This window comes from Chryseobacterium sp. FR054 (assembly GCF_056844565.1).
Window position 1 is genome coordinate 45,473 of record NZ_JBXDSA010000001.1, and the last position, 26,778, is coordinate 72,250.

Annotated in this window: 31 protein-coding genes; 23 read left to right on the forward strand and 8 right to left on the reverse strand. The window is 39.4% G+C overall.

All coding sequences use genetic code 11. The features are described from left to right. Positions 1-59: 59 nt before the first annotated feature. The 5 genes from AC106S_RS00225 (at position 60) to purF (ending at position 5,323) form a co-directional block, all read left to right on the forward strand. Positions 60-1,925 (forward strand): endonuclease, encoded by a 1,866-nt coding sequence (locus tag AC106S_RS00225; RefSeq protein WP_482437117.1) that lies wholly within the window; start codon positions 60-62, stop codon positions 1,923-1,925. 252 nt (positions 1,926-2,177) lie between these two features. After that, positions 2,178-2,783, forward strand: a complete 606-nt coding sequence (locus AC106S_RS00230) for a SatD family protein (RefSeq protein WP_482437118.1) — start codon at positions 2,178-2,180, stop codon at positions 2,781-2,783. Between the two features lie 2 nt (positions 2,784-2,785). Beyond that, on the forward strand, positions 2,786-2,992 hold the full coding sequence (locus AC106S_RS00235; protein WP_482437119.1) for a DUF3307 domain-containing protein: 207 nt from the start codon (positions 2,786-2,788) through the stop codon (positions 2,990-2,992). Positions 2,993-3,025: 33 nt separating this feature from the next. Further along, positions 3,026-3,745 (forward strand): phosphoribosylaminoimidazolesuccinocarboxamide synthase, encoded by a 720-nt coding sequence (gene purC, locus AC106S_RS00240; protein WP_309427592.1) that lies wholly within the window; start codon positions 3,026-3,028, stop codon positions 3,743-3,745. 78 nt (positions 3,746-3,823) lie between these two features. Continuing rightward, the gene (purF, locus tag AC106S_RS00245) at positions 3,824-5,323 is read left to right on the forward strand and encodes an amidophosphoribosyltransferase (RefSeq protein WP_482437120.1); all 1,500 of its coding nucleotides are present in this window, start codon (positions 3,824-3,826) and stop codon (positions 5,321-5,323) included. 286 nt (positions 5,324-5,609) lie between these two features. Here purF and AC106S_RS00250 read toward each other — a convergent pair whose 3' ends face one another. The 6 genes from AC106S_RS00250 to aroB form a co-directional block, all read right to left on the reverse strand. Beyond that, positions 5,610-6,311, reverse strand: a complete 702-nt coding sequence (locus AC106S_RS00250; protein WP_482437121.1) for a porin family protein — start codon at positions 6,309-6,311, stop codon at positions 5,610-5,612. 335 nt (positions 6,312-6,646) lie between these two features. Beyond that, entirely contained in the window at positions 6,647-7,177 is a 531-nt protein-coding gene (locus tag AC106S_RS00255; protein WP_482437122.1) for an HNH endonuclease family protein, read from the reverse strand. Further along, complete coding sequence (locus tag AC106S_RS00260) at positions 7,122-8,357, reverse strand: DUF262 domain-containing protein (protein ID WP_482437123.1); 1,236 nt, start codon at positions 8,355-8,357, stop codon at positions 7,122-7,124. Before AC106S_RS00260 ends, AC106S_RS00255 begins: the two co-directional genes overlap by 56 nt. 148 nt (positions 8,358-8,505) lie before the next feature. Then, positions 8,506-9,195, reverse strand: coding sequence for a porin family protein (locus tag AC106S_RS00265; protein ID WP_482437124.1), 690 nt, complete (start codon positions 9,193-9,195; stop codon positions 8,506-8,508). Between the two features lie 368 nt (positions 9,196-9,563). After that, a complete protein-coding gene (locus AC106S_RS00270; protein ID WP_482437125.1) occupies positions 9,564-10,208 on the reverse strand; it encodes a porin family protein in 645 nt (214 codons plus the stop codon). A gap of 278 nt (positions 10,209-10,486) precedes the next feature. Beyond that, the gene (gene aroB / locus AC106S_RS00275; protein ID WP_482437126.1) at positions 10,487-11,533 is read right to left on the reverse strand and encodes a 3-dehydroquinate synthase; all 1,047 of its coding nucleotides are present in this window, start codon (positions 11,531-11,533) and stop codon (positions 10,487-10,489) included. A gap of 101 nt (positions 11,534-11,634) precedes the next feature. Here aroB and AC106S_RS00280 point away from each other — a divergent pair, with 101 nt between their 5' ends. Further along, complete coding sequence (locus AC106S_RS00280; RefSeq protein ID WP_482437127.1) at positions 11,635-12,816, forward strand: pseudouridine synthase; 1,182 nt, start codon at positions 11,635-11,637, stop codon at positions 12,814-12,816. Positions 12,817-12,942: 126 nt separating this feature from the next. Here AC106S_RS00280 and pncA read toward each other — a convergent pair whose 3' ends face one another. Continuing rightward, positions 12,943-13,548: a bifunctional nicotinamidase/pyrazinamidase gene (pncA, locus tag AC106S_RS00285; RefSeq protein WP_482437128.1), complete on the reverse strand. Its 606-nt coding sequence runs from the start codon at positions 13,546-13,548 to the stop codon at positions 12,943-12,945. 97 nt (positions 13,549-13,645) lie between these two features. Here pncA and AC106S_RS00290 point away from each other — a divergent pair, with 97 nt between their 5' ends. From AC106S_RS00290 to AC106S_RS00305, 4 genes are read left to right on the forward strand one after another with little or no spacing between them, the layout of a single operon-like run. Further along, complete coding sequence (locus AC106S_RS00290; RefSeq protein ID WP_482437129.1) at positions 13,646-14,182, forward strand: YfiT family bacillithiol transferase; 537 nt, start codon at positions 13,646-13,648, stop codon at positions 14,180-14,182. Beyond that, the gene (locus AC106S_RS00295; RefSeq protein ID WP_482437130.1) at positions 14,176-14,637 is read left to right on the forward strand and encodes a DUF1569 domain-containing protein; all 462 of its coding nucleotides are present in this window, start codon (positions 14,176-14,178) and stop codon (positions 14,635-14,637) included. The genes AC106S_RS00290 and AC106S_RS00295 overlap by 7 nt, the downstream gene beginning before the upstream one ends. Beyond that, a complete protein-coding gene (gene ytxJ / locus AC106S_RS00300; protein ID WP_482437131.1) occupies positions 14,634-15,011 on the forward strand; it encodes a bacillithiol system redox-active protein YtxJ in 378 nt (125 codons plus the stop codon). The genes AC106S_RS00295 and ytxJ overlap by 4 nt, the downstream gene beginning before the upstream one ends. Continuing rightward, positions 15,011-15,604 carry a Crp/Fnr family transcriptional regulator gene (locus tag AC106S_RS00305; protein ID WP_482437132.1) on the forward strand — a complete coding sequence of 198 codons (594 nt, stop codon included), beginning with the start codon at positions 15,011-15,013 and terminating at the stop codon, positions 15,602-15,604. Before ytxJ ends, AC106S_RS00305 begins: the two co-directional genes overlap by 1 nt. Here the strand turns inward: AC106S_RS00305 and AC106S_RS00310 are convergent, their stop codons facing one another. Then, positions 15,605-17,017 (reverse strand): aminotransferase-like domain-containing protein, encoded by a 1,413-nt coding sequence (locus tag AC106S_RS00310; RefSeq protein WP_482437133.1) that lies wholly within the window; start codon positions 17,015-17,017, stop codon positions 15,605-15,607. It abuts the gene before it with no gap. 95 nt (positions 17,018-17,112) lie between these two features. Between AC106S_RS00310 and AC106S_RS00315 the strand changes: the two genes are divergently transcribed. From AC106S_RS00315 to AC106S_RS00375, 13 genes are all read left to right on the forward strand, one after another. Beyond that, positions 17,113-17,994 carry a DMT family transporter gene (locus tag AC106S_RS00315; RefSeq protein ID WP_482437134.1) on the forward strand — a complete coding sequence of 294 codons (882 nt, stop codon included), beginning with the start codon at positions 17,113-17,115 and terminating at the stop codon, positions 17,992-17,994. 86 nt (positions 17,995-18,080) lie between these two features. Beyond that, positions 18,081-18,305 carry a hypothetical protein gene (locus AC106S_RS00320; protein WP_482437135.1) on the forward strand — a complete coding sequence of 75 codons (225 nt, stop codon included), beginning with the start codon at positions 18,081-18,083 and terminating at the stop codon, positions 18,303-18,305. A gap of 310 nt (positions 18,306-18,615) precedes the next feature. After that, positions 18,616-19,212 (forward strand): Crp/Fnr family transcriptional regulator, encoded by a 597-nt coding sequence (locus tag AC106S_RS00325; RefSeq protein ID WP_482437136.1) that lies wholly within the window; start codon positions 18,616-18,618, stop codon positions 19,210-19,212. 41 nt (positions 19,213-19,253) lie between these two features. Continuing rightward, complete coding sequence (locus AC106S_RS00330; RefSeq protein ID WP_482437137.1) at positions 19,254-19,868, forward strand: Crp/Fnr family transcriptional regulator; 615 nt, start codon at positions 19,254-19,256, stop codon at positions 19,866-19,868. Positions 19,869-20,084: 216 nt separating this feature from the next. Continuing rightward, complete coding sequence (locus AC106S_RS00335; RefSeq protein WP_482437138.1) at positions 20,085-20,852, forward strand: KGG domain-containing protein; 768 nt, start codon at positions 20,085-20,087, stop codon at positions 20,850-20,852. Positions 20,853-20,933: 81 nt separating this feature from the next. Continuing rightward, positions 20,934-21,530: a ferritin-like domain-containing protein gene (locus AC106S_RS00340; protein WP_482437139.1), complete on the forward strand. Its 597-nt coding sequence runs from the start codon at positions 20,934-20,936 to the stop codon at positions 21,528-21,530. Between the two features lie 66 nt (positions 21,531-21,596). Further along, a complete protein-coding gene (locus tag AC106S_RS00345) occupies positions 21,597-21,899 on the forward strand; it encodes a hypothetical protein (RefSeq protein ID WP_482437140.1) in 303 nt (100 codons plus the stop codon). A 49-nt stretch (positions 21,900-21,948) separates the two neighbouring features. Further along, the gene (locus tag AC106S_RS00350) at positions 21,949-22,293 is read left to right on the forward strand and encodes a hypothetical protein (protein ID WP_482437141.1); all 345 of its coding nucleotides are present in this window, start codon (positions 21,949-21,951) and stop codon (positions 22,291-22,293) included. A gap of 57 nt (positions 22,294-22,350) precedes the next feature. Further along, entirely contained in the window at positions 22,351-24,492 is a 2,142-nt protein-coding gene (locus tag AC106S_RS00355; RefSeq protein ID WP_482437142.1) for a catalase, read from the forward strand. 42 nt (positions 24,493-24,534) lie between these two features. Continuing rightward, positions 24,535-25,035 (forward strand): CinA family protein, encoded by a 501-nt coding sequence (locus AC106S_RS00360; protein ID WP_482437143.1) that lies wholly within the window; start codon positions 24,535-24,537, stop codon positions 25,033-25,035. A 6-nt stretch (positions 25,036-25,041) separates the two neighbouring features. Continuing rightward, positions 25,042-25,839: an SDR family NAD(P)-dependent oxidoreductase gene (locus AC106S_RS00365; RefSeq protein ID WP_482437144.1), complete on the forward strand. Its 798-nt coding sequence runs from the start codon at positions 25,042-25,044 to the stop codon at positions 25,837-25,839. A 6-nt stretch (positions 25,840-25,845) separates the two neighbouring features. After that, positions 25,846-26,592: an SDR family oxidoreductase gene (locus tag AC106S_RS00370; RefSeq protein ID WP_482437145.1), complete on the forward strand. Its 747-nt coding sequence runs from the start codon at positions 25,846-25,848 to the stop codon at positions 26,590-26,592. 22 nt (positions 26,593-26,614) lie between these two features. Next, positions 26,615-26,773 carry a hypothetical protein gene (locus AC106S_RS00375; protein WP_482437146.1) on the forward strand — a complete coding sequence of 53 codons (159 nt, stop codon included), beginning with the start codon at positions 26,615-26,617 and terminating at the stop codon, positions 26,771-26,773. Positions 26,774-26,778 lie beyond the last annotated feature (5 nt).

Consider the following 26,778-nt stretch of genomic DNA (forward strand, 5'->3'; position numbering starts at 1 on the left):
AAAATTTTCGGAACTTTAAGTGTTTTAATTTACTACTTTAGCCACCCAATTTTTAAGGTATGAAAAAAGTTCTATTTCCTGTTATTCTGATCTCGTCGTTTCTGAGTGCCCAGGCACCTGCAGGATACTATGACGGAACAGCCGGGCTTACAGGCTATGCCCTGAAGTCGAAGCTGCATGATATTATTGCGGCGAAGAATATCAACTGGCATTATGATGATCTGCCGGCATTTTACAATCAGACTGATCTGGACAGGTATTATGATCACGGGCCGGAAAATACAACGATTCTATTGGATATGTATTCAGAGATTCCTGCGGGGCCTGATGCTTATGAATATATTTCGACTAATATAGCAAGTGGTACCGGGGCTGAAGGCCAGGGTTACAACAGGGAACATGTTGTTCCGCAGAGTACCTTTAACAGTGATTATCCTATGTATTCAGATCTGCATTTTATCATTCCTGCGGATGCAAGAATTAATTCGCTGCGAAATAATTACCCATACGGAGTAGGTAATTCCACGGTGCATTATACATTCACGAATACTTCAAAAATAGCCAACAGTGCTATTCCGAACTATGCTTACACCAACAGGGTTTATGAGCCTATTAATGAATTTAAAGGTGATATTGCAAGAATGCTGCTGTATTTTGTGGCGAGATACGAAGATAAACTGCCTTCGTTTAATTATTATACCAATATTAACCCTGCCATAGACAGATCTGCCCTGGATGGAACTGCCGAAAGGGCCTTTGATCCGGAATACATTGCGATGCTTATCCAGTGGCACAATCAGGATGGGGTTTCCCAAAAAGAAATAGACCGGAATAACGCGGTATATGCAATTCAGAAAAACAGAAATCCCTTTATTGATAATCCGCAATGGGTAAATGCAATCTGGGGACAGACTCCGGATGCCGTAGCTCCTTTGGCTCCTTCTAATCTTAGTGTTTTACAGACCAGTGCTTATTTTGCAAATTTAAGCTGGACACCCAGCACAAGTTCTGACGTTATCGGCTATAATATTTATCAGAACGGTGTATTTTTAACTTCTACCAAGTCTGCTTCAATCAGTATTGACCATCTTAACCCGTCTGCAACCTATACCTATACGGTGAAAGCCTATGATAACGGCTATCTGAATTCTCCTGACAGTAATACGGTTACTGTAAATACACTGGCTTCGGATGTTTATGCAAAGGACTTATTTATTTCTAAATATCTGGAAGGAACTTCTAACAATAAGGCAATAGAAATAGTGAACCGCACCGGGCATCCTGTAAATCTGAATGATTACAGACTGTCTGTTCAGGCCTATGGAAATAATAACTATTATTTTCCTGCACCGTTTGAAATGGAGGGAATTATACAGAATAATGAGAGCTTTGTTGTTATTAATCCCAGAGCGAATTTCTCCTGTCTGACTATTGACCGGGCCAGATTCGTTACTGCAGCCCCTCAAATGGCCTATGACGGTGAGAGGTACCTGGAACTGCGGTATAAATCAACGACAATAGATGTCCTGGGAGTTCGGAATCAGTCTAACATTTCCGTACTCAGAGATGTTTCGCTTTACAGGAAGAATTTGGTGAACAATCCCGTAACGACATTTAATATCAATGAATGGGACAGCTATCCTGCCGATTACTGCCAGAATCTTGGCGGAACCTTATCGGTTACGGACCTGACTGCTGATACCGGAGCATTTAAAATCTATCCGAATCCTGCTTCTGAAAACTTATTTGTTGCCGGGGAAACGGAAAAAGTAAAAACCGCTCAGATTATTGATTTTTCCGGGAAGGTGATTTATACAGAGAAGCAGCCTTTCAGAAACAGGAAAAATATCTCTGTGCAGAATCTTCCTGCCGGTTCTTACTTCCTGAAGCTGGATGACAAGACCTACCAGTTTATAAAAAAATAGCAGTATAAGGTTGGAGTACGGCATTCCATAGCCCTGATAGCAGCGGTTACCCCGCAGCATGAAAAGGGAAAGCCTGGCGCGAGGAGTATGAGCGGATAGCAGGAAACAGCTCCTTGAAAATAGCCGTGTTCATCTTCTTTAAGCCTTATTTTTACGACATCATCGATATAAGCAGATTCACTAATAATTAATATCTATAAGTGTTTCTGCTTATATTTTTTATTTATAAGTAATTATGCTTATATTTGCATCATGATAGCGGTTATTACCGGAGATATTATAAATTCACAGCACGCGGACACGGAAGCCTGGTTGACCAGACTCAAAAATCTTCTGGAAACCTGGGGAAGTTCACCACTTGTGTGGGAAATCTACCGGGGAGACGAATTTCAGTTCAAATGCAGCATTGATGACGCTTTCTGGCATTTTCTAGCCATTAAATCACTCATAAAAAGCCAGGAAAATCTGGATATAAGACTGGCCATAGGCATCGGGGAGGAAAATTTTTCTTCTGAAAAGATCACCGAATCCAACGGTACCGCTTATGTGCATTCCGGCAGACTTCTGAAGGATCTGAAAAGCGACGGACATACAGTTGCCATAAAAACCTCCAGCGAAGCCGTAGACAGGGATCTTAACATCCTTCTGAAATGGTCTACCAAAGATTTCGACAACTGGACGGTAGCCACAGCAGAGATTATTCATGAAATGATCATGAATCAGGATATTACCCAGGAAGATCTCGCCAAAAAATTTGCTATATCACAGTCCTCGGTAAGCCAGAGACTGAAACGCGCCAACTACGAACTGATCGTAGAAACCAATCAATATTTCAGAAAGAAAATCTCGGAACTGTAAACATGATCTTTACTCAACTCATATTGGCACATTTATCCGGAGATTTTATTCTTCAGCCAAATTCATGGGTTGCTGATAGGGAGCGCCGCCAACTTAAAAAGTTCCGGCTTATCTCTGTATGCTCTTGTTCCGGATGGAGCCGTAAGCATACGATTGGTTTTTCACTGAGGTCCGGAATGGCTGCTTTAAAAGGTATTTTAATAAAATAATTTAAATAAATCTAACTAATAAGAATTTTAGAAATGGAAAAGAAAGAAATGTTGTACGAAGGTAAAGCAAAACAGGTATTTGCAACCGATAATCCTGATGAGGTGGTAGTGCGTTTCAAAGACGATGCTACTGCATTTAATGCTCAGAAGAGAGGGCAGGTAGACCTGAAAGGGGAAATGAATAACGCCATTACTACCCTGATCTTTGAATACTTAAATGAAAAAGGGATTAAAACTCATTTCATTAAACAGTTAAACGAAAGAGAGCAGCTGGTAAGAAAAGTATCGATCATTCCTCTGGAAATGGTGGTAAGAAACTATTCTGCGGGAAGCATGGCTCAGAGATTGGGAGTGGAAGAGGGAATTAAATCTCCGGTAACCATCTTCGATATCTGTTATAAAAAAGACGAATTGGGAGATCCGCTTATCAACGATCACCATGCTGTTTTCCTGGGAGCAGCTACTTACGAAGAGCTTGATGAAATGTACGAGCTGACTTCTGACATCAACGAGATCCTGATTGATCTTTTTGATAAAATGAATATCATCCTTGTGGATTTCAAAATTGAATTAGGAAAAACTTCAGACGGTGAGATCATTCTTGCGGACGAAATTTCTCCGGATACGTGCAGACTCTGGGATAAAGATACAATGAAGAAGCTTGATAAAGACAGATTCAGAAGAGATCTTGGAGAAGTTACGGAAGCATATGTGGAGATCTACAACAGACTGAAAAACTTACTTGGAAAGTAGTTTAAAAATGATCATTGAAGTTAACCTGTGCCGGTTTTAAGTATCTAACAGTTAACTTCTAAATTAGAAAAAATAGAAATGAAAAGTTTAGACATTCATAAAAGTGAATATTTAAAACAGTTTAAAGACCAGACCTACGGACGCAATCTTTTCAGAACGCAGGAAGAGGAAAGACTGGATGCTCCCAATGAGGAGTGCGGGATTTTCGGACTGTATTCTGATAATGATCTGGATACGTTCTCTCTGTCTCAGTTCGGTCTTTTTGCCCTTCAGCACAGAGGGCAGGAGGCCTGTGGTATTTCCGTCCTGAAAAACGGAAAGATCACCAATATGAAGGATGAAGGACTGGTTTTGGATGTTTATAAAGAAATCCAGGAGCCGGAGACCTTTATGGGGAATTCAGCGATCGGGCATACGAGATATACTACCGCGGGAGATAAGAAGAAATATAATTTCCAGCCGTTCTTTGCGAAAAATGAATACGACCAGATTATCCTGTCTATTGCCCATAACGGGAACCTTACCAATGCGAAAGAGCTGAAAGCTGAACTGGAGGCTGAAGGAGTGGTTTTCAGAGCTACTTCGGATTCTGAAGTTATCCTGAGACTGATCCAGAAAAACCTTGATCTGGGACTTCGTGGAGCCATTAAAGCGACGATGGAAAAAATTGAAGGTGCGTATTCGGTAGTGGGAATGACGAGAAATAAATTCTTTGCGTTCAGGGATTTCAACGGAATCAGACCTTTGGTTCTGGGGGCCATTGATGAGAAATCTTATGTGGTGGCTTCCGAATCGGTAGCCCTGGATGCCGTAGGTGCCCAGTATGTAAGGGATATCCTTCCGGGAGAAATTATCTATACCAATGAGAATGAACCCGGAAAACTGCACTCTTATATGGTAGATGAAAAGAAGGGGAAACAGAGAATCTGCTCTTTTGAGTATATTTACTTTGCAAGACCTGACTCTTCACTGGAGAACATCAACGTGTACGAGATCAGAGAAAAATCCGGTGAAAAAATCTGGGAGCAGGCTCCGGTAGAGGCAGACCTTGTTATTGGAGTTCCTGATTCAGGAGTTCCGGCTGCCATAGGTTTCTCCAAAGCTTCAGGAATACCTTTCCGTCCCGTACTGATCAAGAACAGATATATCGGAAGAAGTTTCATTGTACCTACACAGGAAATGAGAGAAAGGGTAGTGAACCTTAAGCTGAACCCGATTATTTCCGAGATCAAAGATAAAAGAGTGGTAATCATTGACGATTCTATTGTAAGAGGAACCACTTCCAAAAGACTGGTGAAAATCCTGAAAGATGCCGGGGTAAAAGAAATCCACTTCAGAAGTGTTTCTCCTCCTATTATCGCACCCTGTTATCTTGGAATTGATACACCGTCCAAAGACGATCTGATCTCAGCCAATATGTCTACGGAAGAACTCAGAGACTATCTTGGGGTAGATTCTCTGGAGTTTTTAAGTACAGATAATCTTAAAGAAATTTTAGGCTCTTCCAACCACTGTTTCGGATGTTTTACAGAAGAATATCCGGTAGGAAAAGGAGAGGAGGTAGAATTATTCAATTAACCTGAATTCGGGTTAAGGAAATTAAGATTAAAGGATGAAAGATGGAAGAAAGGGGCCGGGTTAGATACTGAAAACTTCTGTAAAATCAAATGAGCTGAAAGATGGCAGCCTATTATTGACGATCTTCAGAACCTCCCTCTTTCATCTCCGGGCTTCCAGGTTCTATAAATCAAAAATTCTTATCCCGACTGAGGATAATTAATTTACTTTAACTCCAATGAAAGGCCTGATTTAACACGTTAAATCAGGCCTTTACTATTGGAGTTAAAAAATTGGTTGTCTTATATTAGAATTTGTAGTTTAGCCCCAGCTGGAAAACTCTGTTGTTATTTTCAGCTGCCGGCAGATTTTTATCAATCTTGGTAAGGCTGTTTACATATCTTGCATTGATTCCGATATTGGAAGTAATGTCATATCCTAATCCCAGTCCTAAACCAAAGTTGAATTTGTTGATGTTATCCTTGTTAAGATCTTCAGAATGAGATTGGGTCTGGGTAGTGGTTGCTCCTCCTGTTGTGGTAGATATGGTGGCCTCTCCCTTGTTTTTTCCGTTGATAAAATAACTGAATTCAGGTCCTGCTTCTACATAGAACTTTTCAGTAGGTCTCATCTGAACCATTAGCGGAACAGAGATATAATTCATGGTGATTTTATCCTGTCCTTTGGTCTTTACGGTAGTTGCCCCTACTGTTTCCTCTGTGGAGTAAGCTACGTCTCTTGCCCCCATCTGGTTGTATAGAACCTCCGGCTGTAAACTGAACTGTTTTGAAATGGGAATGTTAACGAATGCTCCTGCATGAAAACCTAGTTTCTGGCTGTTCAGACCAAAACTCTGCTGACTGAACTGAGCTGAGTTTCCTCCGGCTTTGATCCCGAATCTGACAGGGGGTATTTCCTTTTTAATAGGTTCCGGGGTTACAGTTTTTGTTTCCTGCGCAAAAGTCAGCGTGCCGGCAGTGGCTGCCAGCCCTAGAAATAACTTCTTCATAATTTTATTTTTTTATTTACTACTTTACTTCTTGCCTGATTTTTCAATCAGACTTGAAATATTTTACAAAATGCTTGCCAAACTCTGGAAATCCCTATTTGTAGGCCTTTGGAGGCGGTTTTTACTCTTTCTTTTTGTGAGTTTTTCTTTGGTATTTATAAAATATTGATGGTAGTAATCTGATTTTTTTGAAGATTTTTCTGTTTTTTACACCGTTCAGTTGATTTATTTTAATGAAGGATTTCTACACATAAAAAAAACACCGGACTTCTTCTGGAAGTTCCGGTAAAAACTTAATAAAAGGAATATTTATAAATAGAACAAGCTGTTGTTAATCAGATCGTCCATATTTTCTTTGCTTTGCTATACAGAAACTCTGCTCTCTCTTCAATGGTCTGTTCATTCCACTGATCAAGAATCAGAAATTGACTTATTGTTTCAAGTCCTGCTGAATAAGTGTTTAGCCCTTTTTTATCTCCTTTGCCTTTTCTTTTAACTGTCCAGTTGGCATCCCGGATTGCTGAGTTCAGATTTTGCGTAATGATAGTAAGGTTACCTAAGGTAAGTAGTTTTCTGTTACGTTTCATTTTATCTTCCTGACTGGATAATTTACCCCAATGATTTTCCCATTTTTTTGGCATAAGATGTTCAAGACTGTATTTACTGATTCCCAGAATCTGTGTAGACTGTAAGCTTCTGTTACGTATCTTGGACTCAATAAAATATAAAATTCCTGCGGACTGTTTATTGATCAGATAGGAATTTTCAAATCCGTTTTTAAGTTCTTTGTCTGAAGGCAGAAAGTTAACTTTATCTGCCTGGCCTTCCAGAAATTCCAGAAACTGTTTTTTTTGATAAAATTTCATGATTAATAAGTCTGTCTGTAAAAAGCTGATTATAATTTTTGGTGGTGGCATGAACAACCATCCGCCGCATAATAAAAGATTCAAGAAAATCAAAAAGTTCATTCCGGTCATTATCGTTTACAACATTTTTAAGAATGTAAAGTACATAAGGAATCAGGGTGGAGGTATCCAATCCGAAAATCACGGCGTTGATTCTTTCTATTCCTGAATGGGCGGTAAGCTCATTTTCAATAATATCAAAATCAAAATTCTCCTGAAAGATCATTGCGTAATCCTTTATTTCAGCAAGTATCGTTTTCTTATCATTATCCAGATAATTTTTGATGAAGCTTTTATAAGATTCAAATAAATGTTCTACTTTTGAAAACTCTATTTTGTCTTCTGTCTTTACATTCAGTGTTTTATCCTGAATTTTGATCTGAAGGTAGGAAAAGAAAAACAGGTCAATGAATGTTCTTTTTGATCTTCCGGTGGTAATTTCTTTATCCCAGTAATTTTTAGATTCATCATCCTTTTCAAAAATATTTTTCCAGTAGGTATGATAAGCTGAAATTTCATCTCTGTTGAAGAAATAATTCTTCAGGAGTTCTGCGGTAGTTAGCTTAACGCCGAGAGAGTTGATGGTGTCAAAAATCTGCTGTTCATCTTCATTCTCGTCAAGATCGATGCCTACAAACAAAATTTTTGACAGGATATTATTAATGTCCAGTTTGTCTGGATTCATATGCTGTTTAAAGTAGAGATATGCTTTTGTGATATTATCCGTGCTGTTGAGGTCTTTTAATTCATTAAGGTCCATAACCTGTTCGTAAGCATCAATATCATTGTGATTATGCTGAATGGCAATTAAGTCTCTCAGCTTAAACATTCTGTTGTATTCATAATCATCACCGGTATTTAACGACAATACTTTAAAAAATATGGATAGCGTGGTCAGCCGCTGCTGTCCGTCAATAAGTGTTCTTTTATCTCCAACCCTGCTGCCTGTTGCTGTCGGCTGCTGTTTTAGAATGACAGAACCTAAAAAATAGGGTTTATTGGCAAAACTTATATTTTCCATATCTTCCAGAAGTCTTTCCCATTGTTCTTCTCCCCAGACATATGCTCTTTGAAAAAAAGGGACTTCCAGAATCCTGTTACCGTTAAAAATATCGTTGATCGTTCTTTTTCCTGCGTCCATAGTTTTATTTTATTTCCAAATCTATAACACTTAAAGCCGGTAGCCTTATGGGTTTCCGTAATGAACAGTGATTCTCGGTATCTTATATAACAAAAAGCCGGGCTTCTCAGAGAAAACCCGGCTTTTTTTTTGAAAAATATATATGATCTTATTTGAATTTATAAGCTACCCCCACCTGGAATGCATTGTTTCTGATGGCATCTCCTGAATTATTTTTGAAAATATCGGTAACTCCTGCGGTAAATCTGGCAGTAACCCCAAAGTTTTCGGTGAAATAATATCCTGCTCCGATCCCGATTCCGAAATTGAACTTATTATAAATTTTAGTAGGGATTTTATCAGAGAACTTTTCAGTCTTTGTGGTGGTTATATTTCCTGTTGTTTCTGTTAATGTTCTGTCTCCTTTGGATCTTCCTCCCAACAGTAATCCAAATTCAGGACCTGCTTCTACATAAAGTTGAGGAAGGATGTTGTACTGTACCATAACAGGCAATGTGATATAATTCAGATTTAATTTATAATCATATTCCTGCCTGAATCTGTAATTGTCTGAATAATAGGTATAGCTGTCTTCAGTTTTTGAACCAAGCTGGCTGAAAAGAAGTTCAGGCTGAATACTGAATTTTTCAGCAACAGGAATATTCACGAATACGCCTGCATGGAAACCGGCTTTCAGCTTCTGATCATTATCGTAATTGTCTGCTTTCGTTAGAGTAGTAGCATTTAGTCCGGCTTTAACCCCGAAAGTAACCGGTGAAGTTGATTTTGTTTTTTCTTTTTCCTGAGCGTAAGTGAAAAGACTTCCCACAAGAGCGAGTCCTAAAAATAGTTTTTTCATGATTTTAATTTAATACTTGTTCACCATTTTGCAGCAAATGCTTTACCAAAATAAGAAAACTGATAAAAGTCATATGGAAATGAAAAGGTCAGATTTAAATACATAAACCTGACCTTTTCTATTGAAATCAAAATTTGTTAAAGGTGAAAATAAAGCCGTAATTCATGGAGTTTATACAGCTGATCTTTTACAGGCAAACTCCTTGCCAAAAGGGAACGATTGTGAGAAAATCAGAAAAAAAACATTTATTGCTCTACAAATCCGCTGAATCCGGGGGAATTAAAATATGCCGTAAAAAAGCCGGACTAAAAAATAGCCCGGCTTTTCTATTGAATATAAAAATTTGTTTGAATGAATGTTTAAGCCTGTTATTTGAATTTATAAGCTAAACCTACCTGGAATACATTGTTTCTTACAGCATCACCATTGTTGTTTTTGAAAATATCCGTTACACCGGCTGTATATCTTGCTGTAATTCCTAAGTTTTGTGTGAAATAATACCCGGCACCGATACCGATCCCAAAGTTAAACGTTTGGAAATCATCCTTATTTAAAGTAGATGTTGTTGAGTTATTGGTATTTCCATTCGTTGAGGTCTTAAGTTTATCTTTAGCACTTACTAAAAATCCGAATTCAGGACCTGCTTCTAAATAAAGATTAGGAATTACGTTGTACTGGAACATTACAGGAACTGCGATATATCCTAAATTAGTAGAATAGTCTGCTCTGTATTCGTTTCCTGCAAAATTGGTTTTTCTTGTACTTTTTGCACCTAGATCGTTATAGATAACTTCCGGCTGAATGCTGAAGTCAGCAGCTAATGGAATATTGGCAAATACACCTGCATTGAACCCGATTTTAGATTTTTGGTCATCTAAACCTTCATTTTTTGAAAGTGAAGAAACGTTCATTCCTCCTTTTACACCAAATGTAACAGGATTAGAAGATGAAGTGGTCTGAGCGAATGCTAATGATCCTGCAGTTACTGCTAATCCTAAAATTAACTTTTTCATAACTTTAATTTTTTAGTATTTTACTATTTCTAATTTTAAATTTTACTACTGTCAACCGTTTACTACTCCGTTTGACGCAGAGTATCTTTCAAATTGCTTGCCAAAAATGTTTTTTATGATTAAAGTCAGTAAAAAAACCGTTTACATTATAAACGGTTTTTATTTTATATGTCTGATTTTAAAATTGTTATGATTTTAATTAAACAGTTGTTTAGAAAAAATCTAAATTATTATTTTGGATAAAATGAATAAAAAAGAACATTTTTTCTCAAAAACAGTTAAGCGTTATTCAGGTTTCTATAAAAATGTAAAGATTTTAGAATGTTTTTCTGACTACACTGGTGGTCATAAGTACAGGATCCGATGCCCGTAAGCAGGGAGAAATTGATCTTACTGTCCGTATTCTTCTTGTCATTAAGCAAAAGTGCCGTAATATCCTCATCAGTAAAATCACTGATGTCCATATAAGGATAATACCGCTGGATATTTTCAATGATAATCTGTGAATCTTCTTCAGAAATAAGACCTTCGAGGCAGGCCAGATGAGCTTCAGAGATCATTCCCATTGCCACGGCTTCTCCATGAAGGACAGGGTTTCCCTGGTTCAGGCACAGGCTTTCAACGGCATGACCGATCGTGTGGCCGAAATTCAGGGTTTTTCTGATGTTTTTCTCATGAAAATCTTTTTCCACCACATCCTGTTTGATATCCATAGAGGTCTGAATGTGAGGAATCACGGCTTCCATATCCAGTTTATGGATGTGAGTCAGCTGTTCCCAATGTATTTTATCTGCAATTAATCCATGTTTCAGCATTTCGGCAAATCCGCTTCTCAATTCTTTAAAGGGAAGGGTCTGTAAAAATTCAGGGTAAATAAAAATCTGTTCCGGAAACGCAAATGTTCCTACCATATTTTTATAATGCATCAGGTCTATCCCGGTTTTTCCGCCAATGGAAGCATCACACATGGATAAAAGAGTAGTAGGAATATTAATAAACTGAATTCCTCTTTTATAGGTAGAGGCAACAAATCCGCCCATATCCGTAATGACTCCGCCGCCAAGATTGATGACCAATGCTTTCCGGTCTGCATGCATTTCTGTAAGGATCTCCCAAAGATGGTTGGCGGTCTGAATGTTTTTCATTTCCTCACCTGCTTCAATTTCCAGGATTTCAAATCCAAGATCAGTTTCCATATTTCCCAACAATACAGGAAGACAGTATTCATGAGTATTTTCATCTACAAGAATAAAAATTTTGCTGAACGTTTTTTCACGAAGGAAATTGTTGAGCTGGGAAAAATTATGGTCTAATATTGTTATCATGAGCCTCTTTTCTAAAAAATTAAATTAAAACTATATTGCAAAGTTATGATTCTTAATTTTTAACTTGTAACTAAATTACTATCTTTGCAGAAATTTTTAGAATGAGCAGAGATAACAATAATTCAGACCGACCAAAGAGACCAAGAATTTCAACAAGAAAAAGTTCTGATGATTCTCGTGCTTCCAGATCTGGAAATTCTTCAGGATCAAAATCTTTTAAAAAACCTTTTCCTAAGGCTGGTGAAAGAAATTTTGAACATAAAGGCACCAATTCCAAGTTCAACAGAAACCCTTTCAAAACTGAAGGCGGTTTTGACGGCAGAGACGAAGATCACGGTTCGAAATCTGAACGTAAGCCTTATATCACCAATGCCAGCGAAGGCCGTGAGAAAAAATCTTTCGGTAAACCGGCTCCCAAAAGAGGCGGAAAGAATTTTGATACAAGAGACAAGTATGAAAGAGGCAGCCTGAAATATGGCAGAAGACCATCTAACGGAGAGGAGAGAAATGATGACAGAGCTAAATCTTTCGTACAGAAAAGAAGGTTAAACAAAATTGAAAAAGATGTACATAAAGATACCATCCGTCTTAATAAGTATATTGCCAATTCAGGGATCTGCAGCAGAAGAGAGGCTGATGAACTGATTACGCAGGGGCTTGTAGAAGTAAACGGAGTAGTGGTAACGGAAATGGGATACCAGGTTCAGAAAACCGATAAAGTGGTTTTCGACGGGCAGGGCATTACCCCTGAAAAACCGGTATATGTACTTCTGAACAAACCTAAAGGTTATATTTCTACAACAAAAGATGATAAGGCAAGAAAAACCGTAATGGATCTTGTTGCCAATGCATCGCCGTACCGTCTGTTTCCGGTGGGAAGACTTGACCGTTCCACAACGGGAGTGATCCTTTTAACCAATGACGGACATATGACTAAGAAACTGACGCATCCGTCTTTTGATGCCAAAAAGATCTATCATGTTACGCTGGATAAAAAACTGACCCACGAAGACATGAAGCTGATTGCGGAAGGAATCCGTCTTGATGAAGGTGTTGCGGTAGTAGATCAGATTTCATTCATTGAAGGAAAACCGAAAAATGAAATCGGAATCGAAATCCACATCGGATGGAACAGAGTAATCAGAAGAATTTTCCAAAGATTAGGATACGAAGTAGAAGCTTTAGACAGAGTGATGTTTGCCGGAATGACGAAGAAGAATATCAAGAGAGGACACTGGAGAATCCTTACAGAACAGGAAGTAAACAACCTTAAAATGCTTTAAGAGCTATATAAGGTATACCCAATAAAAAAGACCGCAGATTTTTCTACGGTCTTTCTTATTTTTAATAGCAGCTCTGAACATTATTCATTGCCTATTACTTATTGCTCATTTTTCATTACCCATCATTTACCCCAACACGGTAACTCCCTTCTGAAGCAGCTCATAAATGGCATCTTTACCGTTATCAGGCTTTACATTCACCGCTCTGGTTCCGTTGAAATGAAGGCAGGTAACGTATCCGGCCGCCACAGCATCAAGACAGGTATATTTTACACAGTAATCCAATGCTAATCCAACAATTTCCACCAGCTGAATATCGTGGTACTTCAGGAAATCGTCAAGACCGGTTTTCATGAAATGGTTATTATCCTGGAAGCCGCTGTAACTGTCTATTTCAATGTTTTTTCCTTTCTGAACGATGTGGGTTACTTTATCCCTGTTCAGATCTTTATGGAATTCTGCCCCAAAAGTTCCCTGAACGCAGTGATCCGGCCACATAAACTGAGGAATGGAGTTCAGAATAATACTTTCCCCTACCTTTCTGCCGTTGTTACTGGCGAAACTTTTGTGATCGGCAGGATGCCAGTCCTGGGTAAGAACAATCTGATCATATTCATTTTCCTCCATTAAAAGATTAATATAAGGAATGATCTCATTAGCTCCCGGAACTGCAAGAGAACCCCCTTCACAGAAATCATTCTGTACATCTACAATTATTAACGCTTTTTTCATATTTAGATTTCTCGAATTTTTGATAAATTTACTCAAAAAACCGTCCAAAACTGAATTATCGGACAAATCGGCAATATAAATTTTTAACGTAAATAGAATGAGCAGTTTAGAGCAAAAGAAATTTCCCATCGGCCCGTTTCAGCATCCGGAGAATATCTGTGATATAAAGCTGGATGAGCACATCAGAGTCATTAAAAACTTCCCCGGAAAGCTGAAAGATCTAATTGAAAACTTTACAGACGGACAGCTGGATACTCCTTACAGAGAAGGAGGGTGGACGGTAAGGCAGCTGATTAATCATATTGCCGACAGCCACATCAACAGTTTTATCCGTTTTAAACTTGCTCTCACGGAAGATAATCCTGTCATCAAACCCTATGATGAAGCCAGATGGGCAGAGCTTCAGGACAGTGTACACATGCCGGTAAAACCTGCCATGAGAATGATCCGGGGAACACATCAGCGATGGACTGTTTTACTGAATACCCTTACCAATAAACAGTTTGAGAGAACCTTTCATCATCCTGAGCAGAACAGAGACTATAATCTCAGGTATTATCTTGCCTTTTATGTATGGCACTGTAATCACCATTATGCTCATATTGAAAATCTGAAGAAGGAAAAAGGTTGGTAAAGAAGAATCTTCATAATCCTGCTCATTTTGAGGAAATCATAGAAAGGATTTCCCGTCTTACAGAAAATTCCCCGGCAAAATGGGGGAAGATGGATGTGTGCCAGATGCTGAAACACTGTGACCTTGTTCTTCAGGTTCCTTTGAGAAAAATTGAGCTTCCTGCCATTAATCCGCTTTTTCAGACCATAGGAATCCTGACAAAACTGGAAATGCGGGTTTTTAATAATGGAATTCCCCGAAATATGCCGACTTTTCAAAAACTAATCATTAATTTTGAATGTGATTTTGGTGAATCCAAAACCAATCTGCTGAATACACTGACGAATTTCCACGAAGCCTCTGTAAATAAAGACCTTCCGGACCGTCATCGTTTATTCGGTAAAATGACTGAAAAAGACTGGGGATTTTTAGAATACAAGCATCTGAATCACCACTTAAAACAATTTAATGTATGAGTTTTTTTGATAAAATATTCGGAGGAAAAGAAAACAATCCTGAGCGTAAATCCTTCTGGAAGAAAATAGAGTCTGAAGAAGATCTGGCCAAAGCAGTAGAAAATTCCTACCATCATAAAATTGCTATTTTCAAACATTCAACACGTTGTTTTATAAGCAAAACAGTATTGAAAAATTTTGAAAGAGATATAGATAATTTAGATCATGAGCTGGATTTATATTACTTAGATTTGCTGATGTACAGACCTGTCTCCAATAAGATTTCTGAGGATTTCGGGATCAGGCATGAAAGTCCTCAGCTGATCGTAATAGAAGACGGAAAAGTAATCAGTACAGCTTCGCATGAAGATATCTCTATAAGCCAGATTGCATAATGAAGAATATCAATAATTATTTAGCCAAGGTACTCAATGTTCCCGTTGAGAAGGTAAACACGTGCAGCCTGCACTATGAAGTAAAGAAGATTCCCAAAAACCAGTTTCTTTTACAGTACGGTGAGATTTGCCGTCATATATTCTTCGTTGAAAAAGGACTTTTGAAAATGTATTCCATTGATAAGAACGGAAAAGAACACATTATACAGTTTGCCCCCGAAAGCTGGCTGATCTCCGACAGAAGCAGTCTTTATTTCAATGAAAAATCCATTTATTATATAGAAGCTGTTGAGGATTCGGAAGTTCTGTTTCTGCATCCTGACTTCTTCAATAAACTGGTAGAGCAGTTTCCGAACAGTATTGAACGGAGTGATTTTCTGCTTCAGAAACATATCAGAAGCCTTCAGAACAGGATCAATTCCCTGCTGGGCGAGACTGCGGAAGAGAGGTATATGAAATTCATCAAAATGTATCCGGATCTTCTTTTGAGGGTTCCACAATGGATGATTGCTTCGTATCTCGGCATTACTCCTGAAAGTCTGAGCCGTGTGAGAAAAGAACTGGCTAGAAAGAATTTCGTTCCAGATAAATAATCAGATTCTTTTGGCAAGACTGCCTACCTGACGTAATTGTAACCGGATCTCTTCCGACCAGGGAAGCCCTATACAGAGACGCATACAGTTCTGAAACTGATCCTGAAGAGTAAACATTCTTCCGGGCGCAATACTTATGTTCTGTTTGATCGCCAGATCATACAGTCCGGTAGTCCGGATTTTTTTATCGAATTCTACCCATAGAGAGAGTCCTCCCTGCGGGCGGCTTGTTTTTGTACCTTCCGGAAAAGATTCGGCAATCGTCTGAACATAGTTCTGATAATTGTTCTGAAGTGCCTTGCGCATCTGCTGAAGATGTTTTTCGTACCGCCCGGATTTAAGGAAATTAGCCACAGCTTCATTCACAATAGAAATAGATGAGGTGGAATGCAGAAGTTTAAGCTTTAAAATTTTGTCTTTATATCTTCCGGGAGCGATCCATCCTACACGGTATCCGGGAGCCAGTGTTTTTGAAATCGAGCTGCAGTACAGGACATTTCCGTCTTTATCAAAAGATTTACAGCATTTCGGGCGACTGGTCCCGAAGTACAGGTCGCCGTATACATCATCTTCAATCAGTGGAATTCCGTTTTCTGACAGTAGTTTAACGATCTCTTTTTTGTTTTCATCCGGCATGCAGCTACCCAGCGGAGAATTAAAATTAGGAATCAGCAGGCACAGATTGATTTGTGGAATCACTTTTTTCAACGCTTCAATTTCGATTCCGGTTGTAGGGTGGGTGGGAAGCTCAAGAACTTTTAAACCGAGACCGTTGGCCAGCTGAAGAATACCCGGATAACAAGGGCTTTCAATGGCAATCGTATCGCCGGGTTTTCCCAGAGCCATCAGGCAAAATGATAAGGCGTTCATGCCGCCGTTGGTGGTCACCAGGTCAGTTTCATTAAAATTTCCGCCCCACTGAAGAGAACGGATGGCAATCATCCTCCGCAGCTTTAAATTACCCTGAAGCTCTTCATATTCTGTTCCCCCGTCTTTCAGTTCCCGGGTGGCATTAATGATCTCTTTTTTGAGTTTGGCCTGTGGTAAAAGGTCTCCTGAAGGAATTCCTATGGAGAAAAAGGTAATCCCTTTCTTGCCCATATTCTCGTAAACCCTGCTGATGAGTTCATCAGGTTCGTCGTTATTGGCAATTAAAGACGGGCGGCTCACTTCGGGGAGAGGCAGTTTTACAGACATCAGCCGGCTTACAAAATATCCTGACTGCGGTTTTGATTCTACCAACGACTGTGATTCCAGTTCCAGAAAGACACGTTTGGCTGTGTTCATGCTTACCTGATGTTCCCGGCATAGCATTCTTACGGATGGCAGTTTGTCACCGGTTTTCAGTATTCCGTTTCTGATCTGTGCAGCGATTCTCTCTGCAATTTCTGTATATAAGAATTCTTTACTCATTTTTTTTAACTGTGTTCATGCAAATATACAAAACTGATACTGTGTTTATTTATTTTGACTGCCTAATTTTGAATCATTAAAACAGACATTCAATCATGAACAATACAATATCAAAAAATGAAAATATCAGCGGCTGGATCAACGGCTTTATAGGAGTACTGCTGTTTAGCGGGTCTATGCCTGCCACCAAGCTTGCTGTAATGGAAATGAGCCCTGTCTTTGCAACCATAGCCCGTGCAGGAATTGCCGGAGTTCTGGCACTTTGCGTGTTATTGATCTACAAAGAAAAACGTCCGGATAAAAAGCAGATTTTCCCATTATTGCTGGTCTCGCTGGGTTGTGTGATTGGTTTTCCTTTACTTTCTGCTTTAGCGCTGCAGTATGTAAGCTCCGCCCATTCTATTGTATTTCTGGGAATGCTTCCTATGGCCACCGCAGTATTCGGGGTCATCCGTGGAGGTGAAAGGCCTCATCCTGTATTCTGGCTGTTTTCCGTGATAGGAAGTCTGTTAGTGATAGGGTATGCATTTTCCCAGGGAATCTCCGCATCTCCGGTTGGTGATATTCTGATGCTTCTGGCTGTTATTTTATGTGGATTGGGGTATGCGGAAGGAGCAAAGCTGTCAAAGACATTAGGCGGATGGCAGGTAATTTCATGGGCTTTGGTGCTTGCACTTCCCGTAATGATCCCTTTATTCTTTATTTATTTTCCTGATCATATAGAAACGGTAAGTTTCCGCGGATGGTTTGGGCTGGCGTATATTTCCCTGTTCAGCATGTTCATCGGGTTTATATTCTGGTATAAAGGTCTTGCACAGGGCGGAATTACAACAGTAGGACAGCTTCAGTTGTTACAGCCGTTCTTCGGACTGGCTCTGGCAGCTTATTTCCTTCATGAGCCGGTAAGTATGGGAATGCTCGGGATAACAATAGGCGTTATTCTTTGTGTTGCAGGAACAAAACGATTTGCGAAATAAGCAAAAATAAATGATTATGACTTGAATCATAAGATAGCGGTTGGTAATAAATTACTTTTGACATACACAAAACACCATTTAATATTATGAAATTTGCTATCTCATTAATGCTTTTAGGACTAACGGTCCTGAGCTGCAGGAAAGAAACTAAAGTTAATACAGCTACTTCAGACAGTGTTATTCTTGACACAATACCATCCGATACAGTTGTTACAGCACCGCCACCACCTATGTCATCCGATACGATCAAAAGAACCGACAGTAGTACTTCAGTCAAACGTATGGACACGGTAAGAACAAAAAGAAAGTAGTTTTTGTATGCCATAGATTGATAAGAACCCGTTTTCTTTGAAACGGGTTTTTCGTCTTTTTTGTCCGGCATCAGAGATCAGTCACAGGTTATAATTATTTATTTATGAAAAAAGTAAATGTTTTTGATTTATCTGTATGACTTTTCAGTGATAAATTTTAAATACTGATAATTTTTCAAATATTTTTAACTTTATTTAACATTCTTAATGATTGTTCAGGTTTAATATTTGCATTCATAATCTGACCGAACTTCCCAATGCATTTACTAAGAGAATTTGAAAGCTAGAGAAAACACCTAAAAAAGCTATTATGGTTATTAACGAAGAAATTTTGCATTCAGCGGGAGCAGAAACAAAATATTATAAGCCCTCAGAACTTCTGTTCAGTGAGGGAGAAACCCCGAATTATTATTACCAGATCATTAAAGGAGAAATAAAACTCAACAATTACAATGAAGAAGGTAAAGAATTTATACAGAATATACTTTCAGATGGAGAAAGTTGTGGAGAATCCATTCTTTTGATCAGCAAACCTTATCCTATGAATGCTGAGGCTCTTACCGACTGTACTGTTCTGAAACTTCATAAATCAGCATTTTTAAATCTGCTTGACAAATCACCCAAACTGTATCTGGAGATCAGCAGCTTTCTTTCGCAGCGTCTTTATTACAAATTTATCATGATGCAGAATCTTTCTTCCCAAAATCCGGCAGTGAGATTAAAAGGTCTTATGGATTATTTTAAAAGTTTTCAGGAAGACGAAAGCCCATATTCTTTTCTTATCCCTTTTACAAGACAGCAGATGGCCAGCCTTACCGGCCTGTGCGTAGAAACGGCAATAAGAACCATCAAACATATGGAGAGGGATAAAATGCTGAGAATTAAGGATCGCAAAATACTTTATTAAGCATACTTTAAAATATTTTTACGATTTTTATATAAAAAAAGATGAAAACGATAAGCTGCATGAATATCGATGAGAATCTTCTCCGTTCATTTGGTGGAGAAGATAAAGTATATAAAGCCAAAGAAACAGTTTTTAAAGAAGGCGATCATGCACAGTATTATTTTCAGATAGTCCAGGGTAAGGTAAAACTTAATACTTTTGACGAAGAAGGAAAAGAGTTTATTCATAATATTCTCGGGAAAAACCAGAGTTTTGGAGATTCACTTCTTTTTTTTGAAAAAAAATATCCCATGAATGCGGTATGTCTTGAAGCTTCCGAGCTGATTCGTGTACCGAAAACCAATTTTCTGGAGATGATCAGATTACATCCTGATCTTTCCCTCTCCATGAATGCATGTCTTTCCCAAAGATTATATTTTAAGATAGTGATGATGCAGGCTATGGCTTCCCAAAATCCCATTAACCGGCTTAAGGGGCTTTTGGATTATCTTAAAAGTTATCATGATGGCGACTGCCAGCACTGTTTTCCGGTACATCTTACCCGGCAACAGATTGCCAATCTCGTAGGATTGCGGGTAGAAACCGTCATAAGATCCTTAAAGAAAATGGAAAAAGAAGGAGGAATCAGAATAGTAAACAGAAAAATTTTATATTAATATCGGTCAATATGACCAGAGTCATAAAAAAGTGAGTTATTCAGCCGTACATTTGAGTTATCAATTTTCAGGACAATTCTAAAACCTTTATTTATCAGAGGTTACAAAAAGCAAAGGCTTTATTCAGTATAAATTATCAGACCAAAACAATTGCCGTCTAATACTAGTCACGGGCTGCAATACATCACTTAAATATTAATAATAAAAATTTCAGTTATGAACACCAGAAATTCAAGAAATCGCAGTTCAAGAGGAAATTCATCCAGCAGCAACCTTGAGGAAATCTACCAGCTGGGATATGACCACGGTTATAATGACGCATCGCAAGATGAAGATTATGACGATGATTTTTCAGAATATGAAGATTATTTTGATGAAGATTACGACGACGATGATGATGACTATGATAACGATTACGATGATGACGAAGACTATGACGATGATGACGATGATAATGATTATGACGACGATGATGATGATGACAGAGGCCGTGGTAACCGTGGCAGGAGAGGATCAGAAAGCGGAAACCAGCAGCGGGACAGCCAGGGAAGATTTACCTCCGGAAGAGGCGGATCAAGAGGGCGTTCCAATTCTGGATCAGGATCCCGGTCAGGAGGAAGAGGCAGATCTTCGTCAGGATCAGGTAACGACACTTCAAGAAGAGGTTTCGCATCAATGAGCAAGGCTGAACGTACCAGAATTGCAAGAATGGGCGGACAGGCTTCTCACGGAGGCGGAAGAAGATCTTCAGGATCAGATTTGGGATCTAATTCCGGAAGAGGAGGAAATTCAAACTCCAGATCAGGAGGAAATAACGGCGGTTCAGGTCGTGGCTCCAATTCAGGATCAGGTTCGTCAGGAAGAGGTTTCGCAGGAATGAGCAAAGCAGACCGTACCAGAATCGCAAGAATGGGCGGACAGGCTTCTCACGGAGGCGGAAGATCTTCAGGAAGATCCGGATTCGGAGGCAGACGTAATTCATAATTCTTTTTCCATGACTGCCTTTTTATCCCGTATAAAGGGGCAGTCTTTTTAAAATAAAATACCCAAACACCACATCACATCATGGCCAATAAAACATCGGATAACAGCACCACAACATCAGCTGCTACACCCAAAAAAACAATGACAGTAGGAAATACATCCGTGAAAAAGGATGAAATGAAAACTTCACCACTTCACAAATTCTTTGTAAGTGCCCTTAAAGATATTTATTACGCAGAAAATGCAATTATTGACGCATTGGAAAAAATGCAGGAAGCTGCTACCACAGAGGAACTGAAGGATGCCTTTGATGATCATCAGCTGCAGACCAAAAAGCATGTAAGCCGCCTGGAAAAAGTCTTTAAGCTTATTGACGAAGAACCTGAAAAAAAGGAATGTGAAGCTATTAAAGGCATCATCAAAGAAGGCGAAGAAATCATTAAATCTACGGAAGAAGGCTCTATGACAAGAGATGCAGCACTTATTATTGCCGCCCAGAAAGTAGAGCATTATGAAATAGCCACTTATGGAGGACTGGCACAACTGGCCATTACTATGGGCCATGACAAAGCTGCAGATCTCCTCGAAAAAACACTTCAGGAAGAGGAAGATACCGATTATCAGCTCACTGAAATTGCTGAAACTTCCATCAACTTTGATGCGGAACAGGAAGATTAATACACCCTATAAGCCATATAGCGCTTAGTTTATGTGGCTTATTTTTAACCAGGAATACTCAGATATATGGATTGTCAGAAAATAGTAAAGACCCTGAAACACAAAGATTTTGTAAAAATTCAGAACAAAGGATACTGGTTTGAAGACGGAGCGGCCATCTATGCGAAAGAAATAAAAGACAATGTTTTTTTATTATTTGTCATCTTAAAAGACATACAGATTGAAAACATTCAGGCTCTGATCGCTCATTTTGACGGATTCAACAGCATTGGCCTGAAGGAACCGGAACAGGTGATGTTTTACCTTTCCATTAAAGATAAGGAAGACCTCCATTATTTTGAGAAATATTTAAAAATTACAGATAACTGATAACCTTACGGATATGATATTTGAAAATGACACTTTGAAACATTCTGGATTGAATGATAAAAATAATGTGATTGAAAATGAATCCTTATTCCCCAGTATTATCAATTCTTATGGAGTTACCGCATTTCTGATCAAATCTCTCGAAAAGATCAAAAGCAATGCAAAGTGTGAGATTCTGAAGAAGGTAATTGATACGTATATCGAAGAATATATCCTTCATATCCGGGAATATCACAGCGAAAGTTCCATGAACGGTAAAGATATGGATGCAGAGATACAGATTGAAAACCCTTCTTTCACTCTATACGCCAAAACGGCTTATTATAAAGTGCTGAAAGAAGAAGAATACCTCAATAAGCTGTTAAATACTCTGGGACAGGACAAACCCGAATGATCCTGTGAATTATTCCGTTTGACTTTTTAATACCAACCACACCCAAAAATAACTGATATGAAAAACGATACACCGCACAATAAAAAGTTAGACCAGCTGCAAACCCACAGCACTTCCAATGAAAATGAAAAACTGACTACCAATCAGGGACTGAAAATCAATAACAATCAGGATTCTTTAAAAGCCGGAGAAAGAGGACCTTCCTTACTTGAAGATTTTATTCTCAGAGAAAAAATTACCCATTTTGATCATGAAAGAATCCCTGAAAGAGTAGTTCATGCCCGGGGTTCCGGGGCTCACGGTATTTTTAAGCTTACCAAAAGCATGGCAGAATATACCAAAGCTAAATTTTTAACGGAATTAGGAAAAGAAACCCCTGTTTTTGTAAGGTTTTCTACTGTCGCAGGAAGCAAAGGAAGTACCGATCTGGCAAGGGATGTAAGAGGTTTTGCCGTGAAATTTTATACGGAAGAAGGAAATTATGACCTCGTGGCCAATAATATGCCGGTCTTTTTTATTCAGGATGCCATTAAATTTCCGGATCTTATACACGCTGTAAAGCCAGAACCCGACAATGAAATTCCCCAGGCAGCCTCAGCACATGATACCTTCTGGGATTTTATTTCACTCATGCCCGAAAGCATGCATATGATCATGTGGCTGATGAGCGACAGAGCAATTCCGAGAAGCCTGAGAATGATGGAAGGTTTCGGGGTGCATTCATTCAAATTCATCAGTGAAGAAGGGAAAGTACACTTCGTAAAATTTCATTTTAAACCCAAATTAGGAGTCCATTCCGTAGCCTGGGACGAAGCCCAGAGAATTTCAGGAGTAGATCCGGATTTTCATAAAAGAGACCTTTGGGAAGCCATAGAAAATGGTGATTATGCAGAATGGGACTTTGGCGTACAGCTGGTTCCCGAAGAAAACGAACACAGCTTTGATTTTGACCTTTTAGACCCTACCAAAATAATTCCTGAGGAAGAAGTTCCCGTAGAGATAATCGGAACCTTAACCCTGAACAGAAATCCTGATAATTTCTTTGCAGAAACCGAGCAGGTAGCTTTTCATCCGGGGCATATCATTCCCGGAATCGATTTTACCAATGATCCGCTGCTGCAGGGAAGATTATTTTCCTATACAGATACTCAGCTTTCAAGGCTGGGATCTCCCAACTTTCACGAAATTCCCATCAACAGATCCGTCAATACCGTACACAATAATCAGAGAGACGGTCACATGAGACAGCAGATCGTAAAAGGAAAAACCAGTTATGATCCTAATTCCATAGGCGGAGGATGTCCGTTCCAGGCAATGATGTCCGAAGGTGGCTTTACATCTCAGGAAGAAAGAGTTTCGGGAGCGAAAATAAGAGAAAGAAGTTCCAGCTTTGTAGATCATTATTCACAGGCAAAACTCTTTTACAACAGTCAGTCTGCTCCTGAAAAAGTACATCTTCAGAAGGCCCTTATTTTTGAACTGTCAAAAGTTACCCTGCCGGCAGTCCGGGAAAGAGTAGTAGGTCAGCTTGCTTTCATCGACATGACGCTCGCGTGGAAGGTAGCTGAAAAACTCGGTGTTGAAGTTAAAAAACCAGACTGGCCCAATCAGAGTATTCCTGCGGACGGCAATATGATAGAACTGCAGAGTGAAGAAAGAGAACCTAAAACCAGAATCTCGGAAGCACTCAGCATGAAAGATACGGTGAAAAATACCGTCAGAAGCAGAAAAATAGGCTTCATTATGGCTAATGGCGCAGAGGGCAGAGCAGTGAATGATCTTAAAACAAAACTGGAATCAGAAGGAGCAAAAGTAGAAATTATTGCCCCAGATCTTGCTCCGGTAAAAATCAATGACGGGTCATCCCTCAATCCTGAACATTCCCTTACCAGTACAGCCAGTGTCTGTTTTGATGCCCTTTACATCGGTGCCGGGGAAGAATCGGCAAAAGAGCTGATGATCCCGGAAAACAGATATCCTGTTCTGAATTTTATCAACGAAGCATACAAACATTGTAAAGCCATCTGTTTTGGAGAAGGAACAGAATCTCTTTATCGCAGCAGCAATGTAGCTGCCAGAAAACACGAAGACAGAGCAATCATCACCTGGCAGGATAAAAATCCCCGGGATAGGTTTGTAAAAGCAATTGCTGAACACAGAGTCTGGGATCTGGAACAGGATCGGAATTCACAGCCATAAAAACAGCCTTTCACACCACACTAACTTACTAAATATAATGTCATGGAATTTCAAAAAAACCTTCTGGAATATATAAGCCAGTCACTGATGACGGCAGATGAAACCGTATCAATAGCCGAAAGCGTTACTTCAGGATGCCTGCAGCTGTCTTTTTCGCAGATGCCGAATGCCTCTCTGATCTATAAAGGAGGGATGACAGCATATACCCTCCCGCAGAAAGTAAAGCTTCTGAATGTAGACCGTACCGAAGCCGAAGAATGCGACTGCGTATCGGAAAATATAGCGGAAACCATGGCGCTTAACGTAGCAAAACTATTTGAATCCGACTGGTCCATCGCTACAACAGGATACTGTACCCCCATCAGAAATTCATCCTATAAAATTTTTGCTTATTTCTCATTTTCCTATAAAGGAGAGATCGTTCTTACCAAAAAACTGGAACTCCATCCCAAAACCCAGGCCCTGAATGCCCAGCTGTACTATACAGAATTCATTCTGGGATGCTTTAAAAGTGAGATGAACCAGTTTTTAATTTTAAAATAAATCCATATGGAACGTAAACACCAATATGCCCTGATTACAGGAGCCACAAGCGGAATAGGATATGAACTGGCAAAACAGTTTGCCCAAAACGGTTACGATCTTGTGATTGTCGCCAGAAATCATGAAGAACTGCAGCGCAAAGCCGTTGAATTAAAAAATTACGGCGTCAATGTCATCAGTATTTCAAAAAACCTTTTTCTTCAGGATGAAGCCTATTCCCTGTATTCTGAGTTGAAATTGAATGCCATAAGCCCGGAAATTCTGGTGAACGATGCGGGACAGGGCGTATATGGAAAATTTCAGGATACGGATATTCACAGGGAAGTAGATATTGTCAGTTTAAACATTATTTCAGTCATCATATTAACAAAGTTGTTTATTAAGGACCGCTTGTCCAAAGGATCGGGAAAAATACTGAACCTTGCTTCCGTGGCAAGTAAGGCTCCCGGTCCCTGGCATTCGGTATATCACGGGACGAAAGCATTTGTCCTTTCCTGGTCCGAAGCCATTCGTGAAGAGCTGAAAGATACAGGAATTACTGTAACAGCACTGCTTCCCGGTCCTACCGATACCGATTTTTTCAATAAAGCGGATATGAACAGAAGTAAAATTCTGGAAGACAAAGACAGTCTTGCCTCTCCCGAAGAAGTAGCCATAGACGGTTACAATGCCCTGATGAACGGTGAAGACAAGGTGATCTCAGGAATTAAAAATAAACTTTCCGTAGCAATGGCCAATATTGCGACTGATAGTATGGCCGCACACAGAATGGCAGAAATGCAGAAGCCCGTAACCGGAAAGTAGTGAGATATGGATGAATTTAAAAACAAATCAGTACTTATTACAGGTGCAGACAGCGGAATTGGAAAAGCCGTTGCCCTGGCCTTTGCCCGGGAAGGTGCTGACATTGCTGTTATTTATCATACCGACGATAAAGATGCGGAAAAAACAAAAAAAGAAATAGAAAAATCGGGCAGAAAGTGCATCACTTTCCGGGGAGACATCAATGATTATGAATTTTGTGAAAAAACAGTAAAGCATGTCGCTTCGGAATTCGGAGGAATAGATATTCTCATCAATAACGCCGGAGTACAGTTTCCAGCCGAAAACATTAAGGATCTGGAAGAAAAGAACATCAGAAAGACCTTTGATTCCAATATTGTAGGAATGATCCTGCTTACCAAAGTGGTATTTCCTTATCTGAAAGAAGGAAGTTCTGTTATCAATACAACATCGGCAGCAGCCTATCAGGGGCATGCCGAACTTCTGGATTATTCGGCGACAAAAGGGGCGATTGTATCATTCACCCGTTCATTGGCTCTGCAGGCAAAGCCTAAAGGGATCCGTATCAATGCAGTAGCACCGGGACCAGTAGCGACACCGCTTACCAAAGAAACATTCGGAGAGGAAGATGAAGATCCCAATAAACCGCCTTTTGAAAGAAATGCCACCCCTGAAGAAATCGCTGCAAGCTTCCTGTTCCTTGCCGGAAACGGGGCAGCCCAGATCACAGGGCAGGTTCTACACCCCAACGGAGGCCTGATCGTTAACGGATAAAACAACTTTAAAGGACAGAATTATGAAAACAACAGCATTAGTTTTGGGAATGATAAGCGCTTTTGCCTTTGCCTCGTGTAAATGTGATCTGGAAGAAGATGAACCCAAAAATAAAAAAGTAACAGAAAAGACTGCCGCAAAAACCGGTATGCCGGAAAGCGATACCCTGCAGATTAAATAATTGTA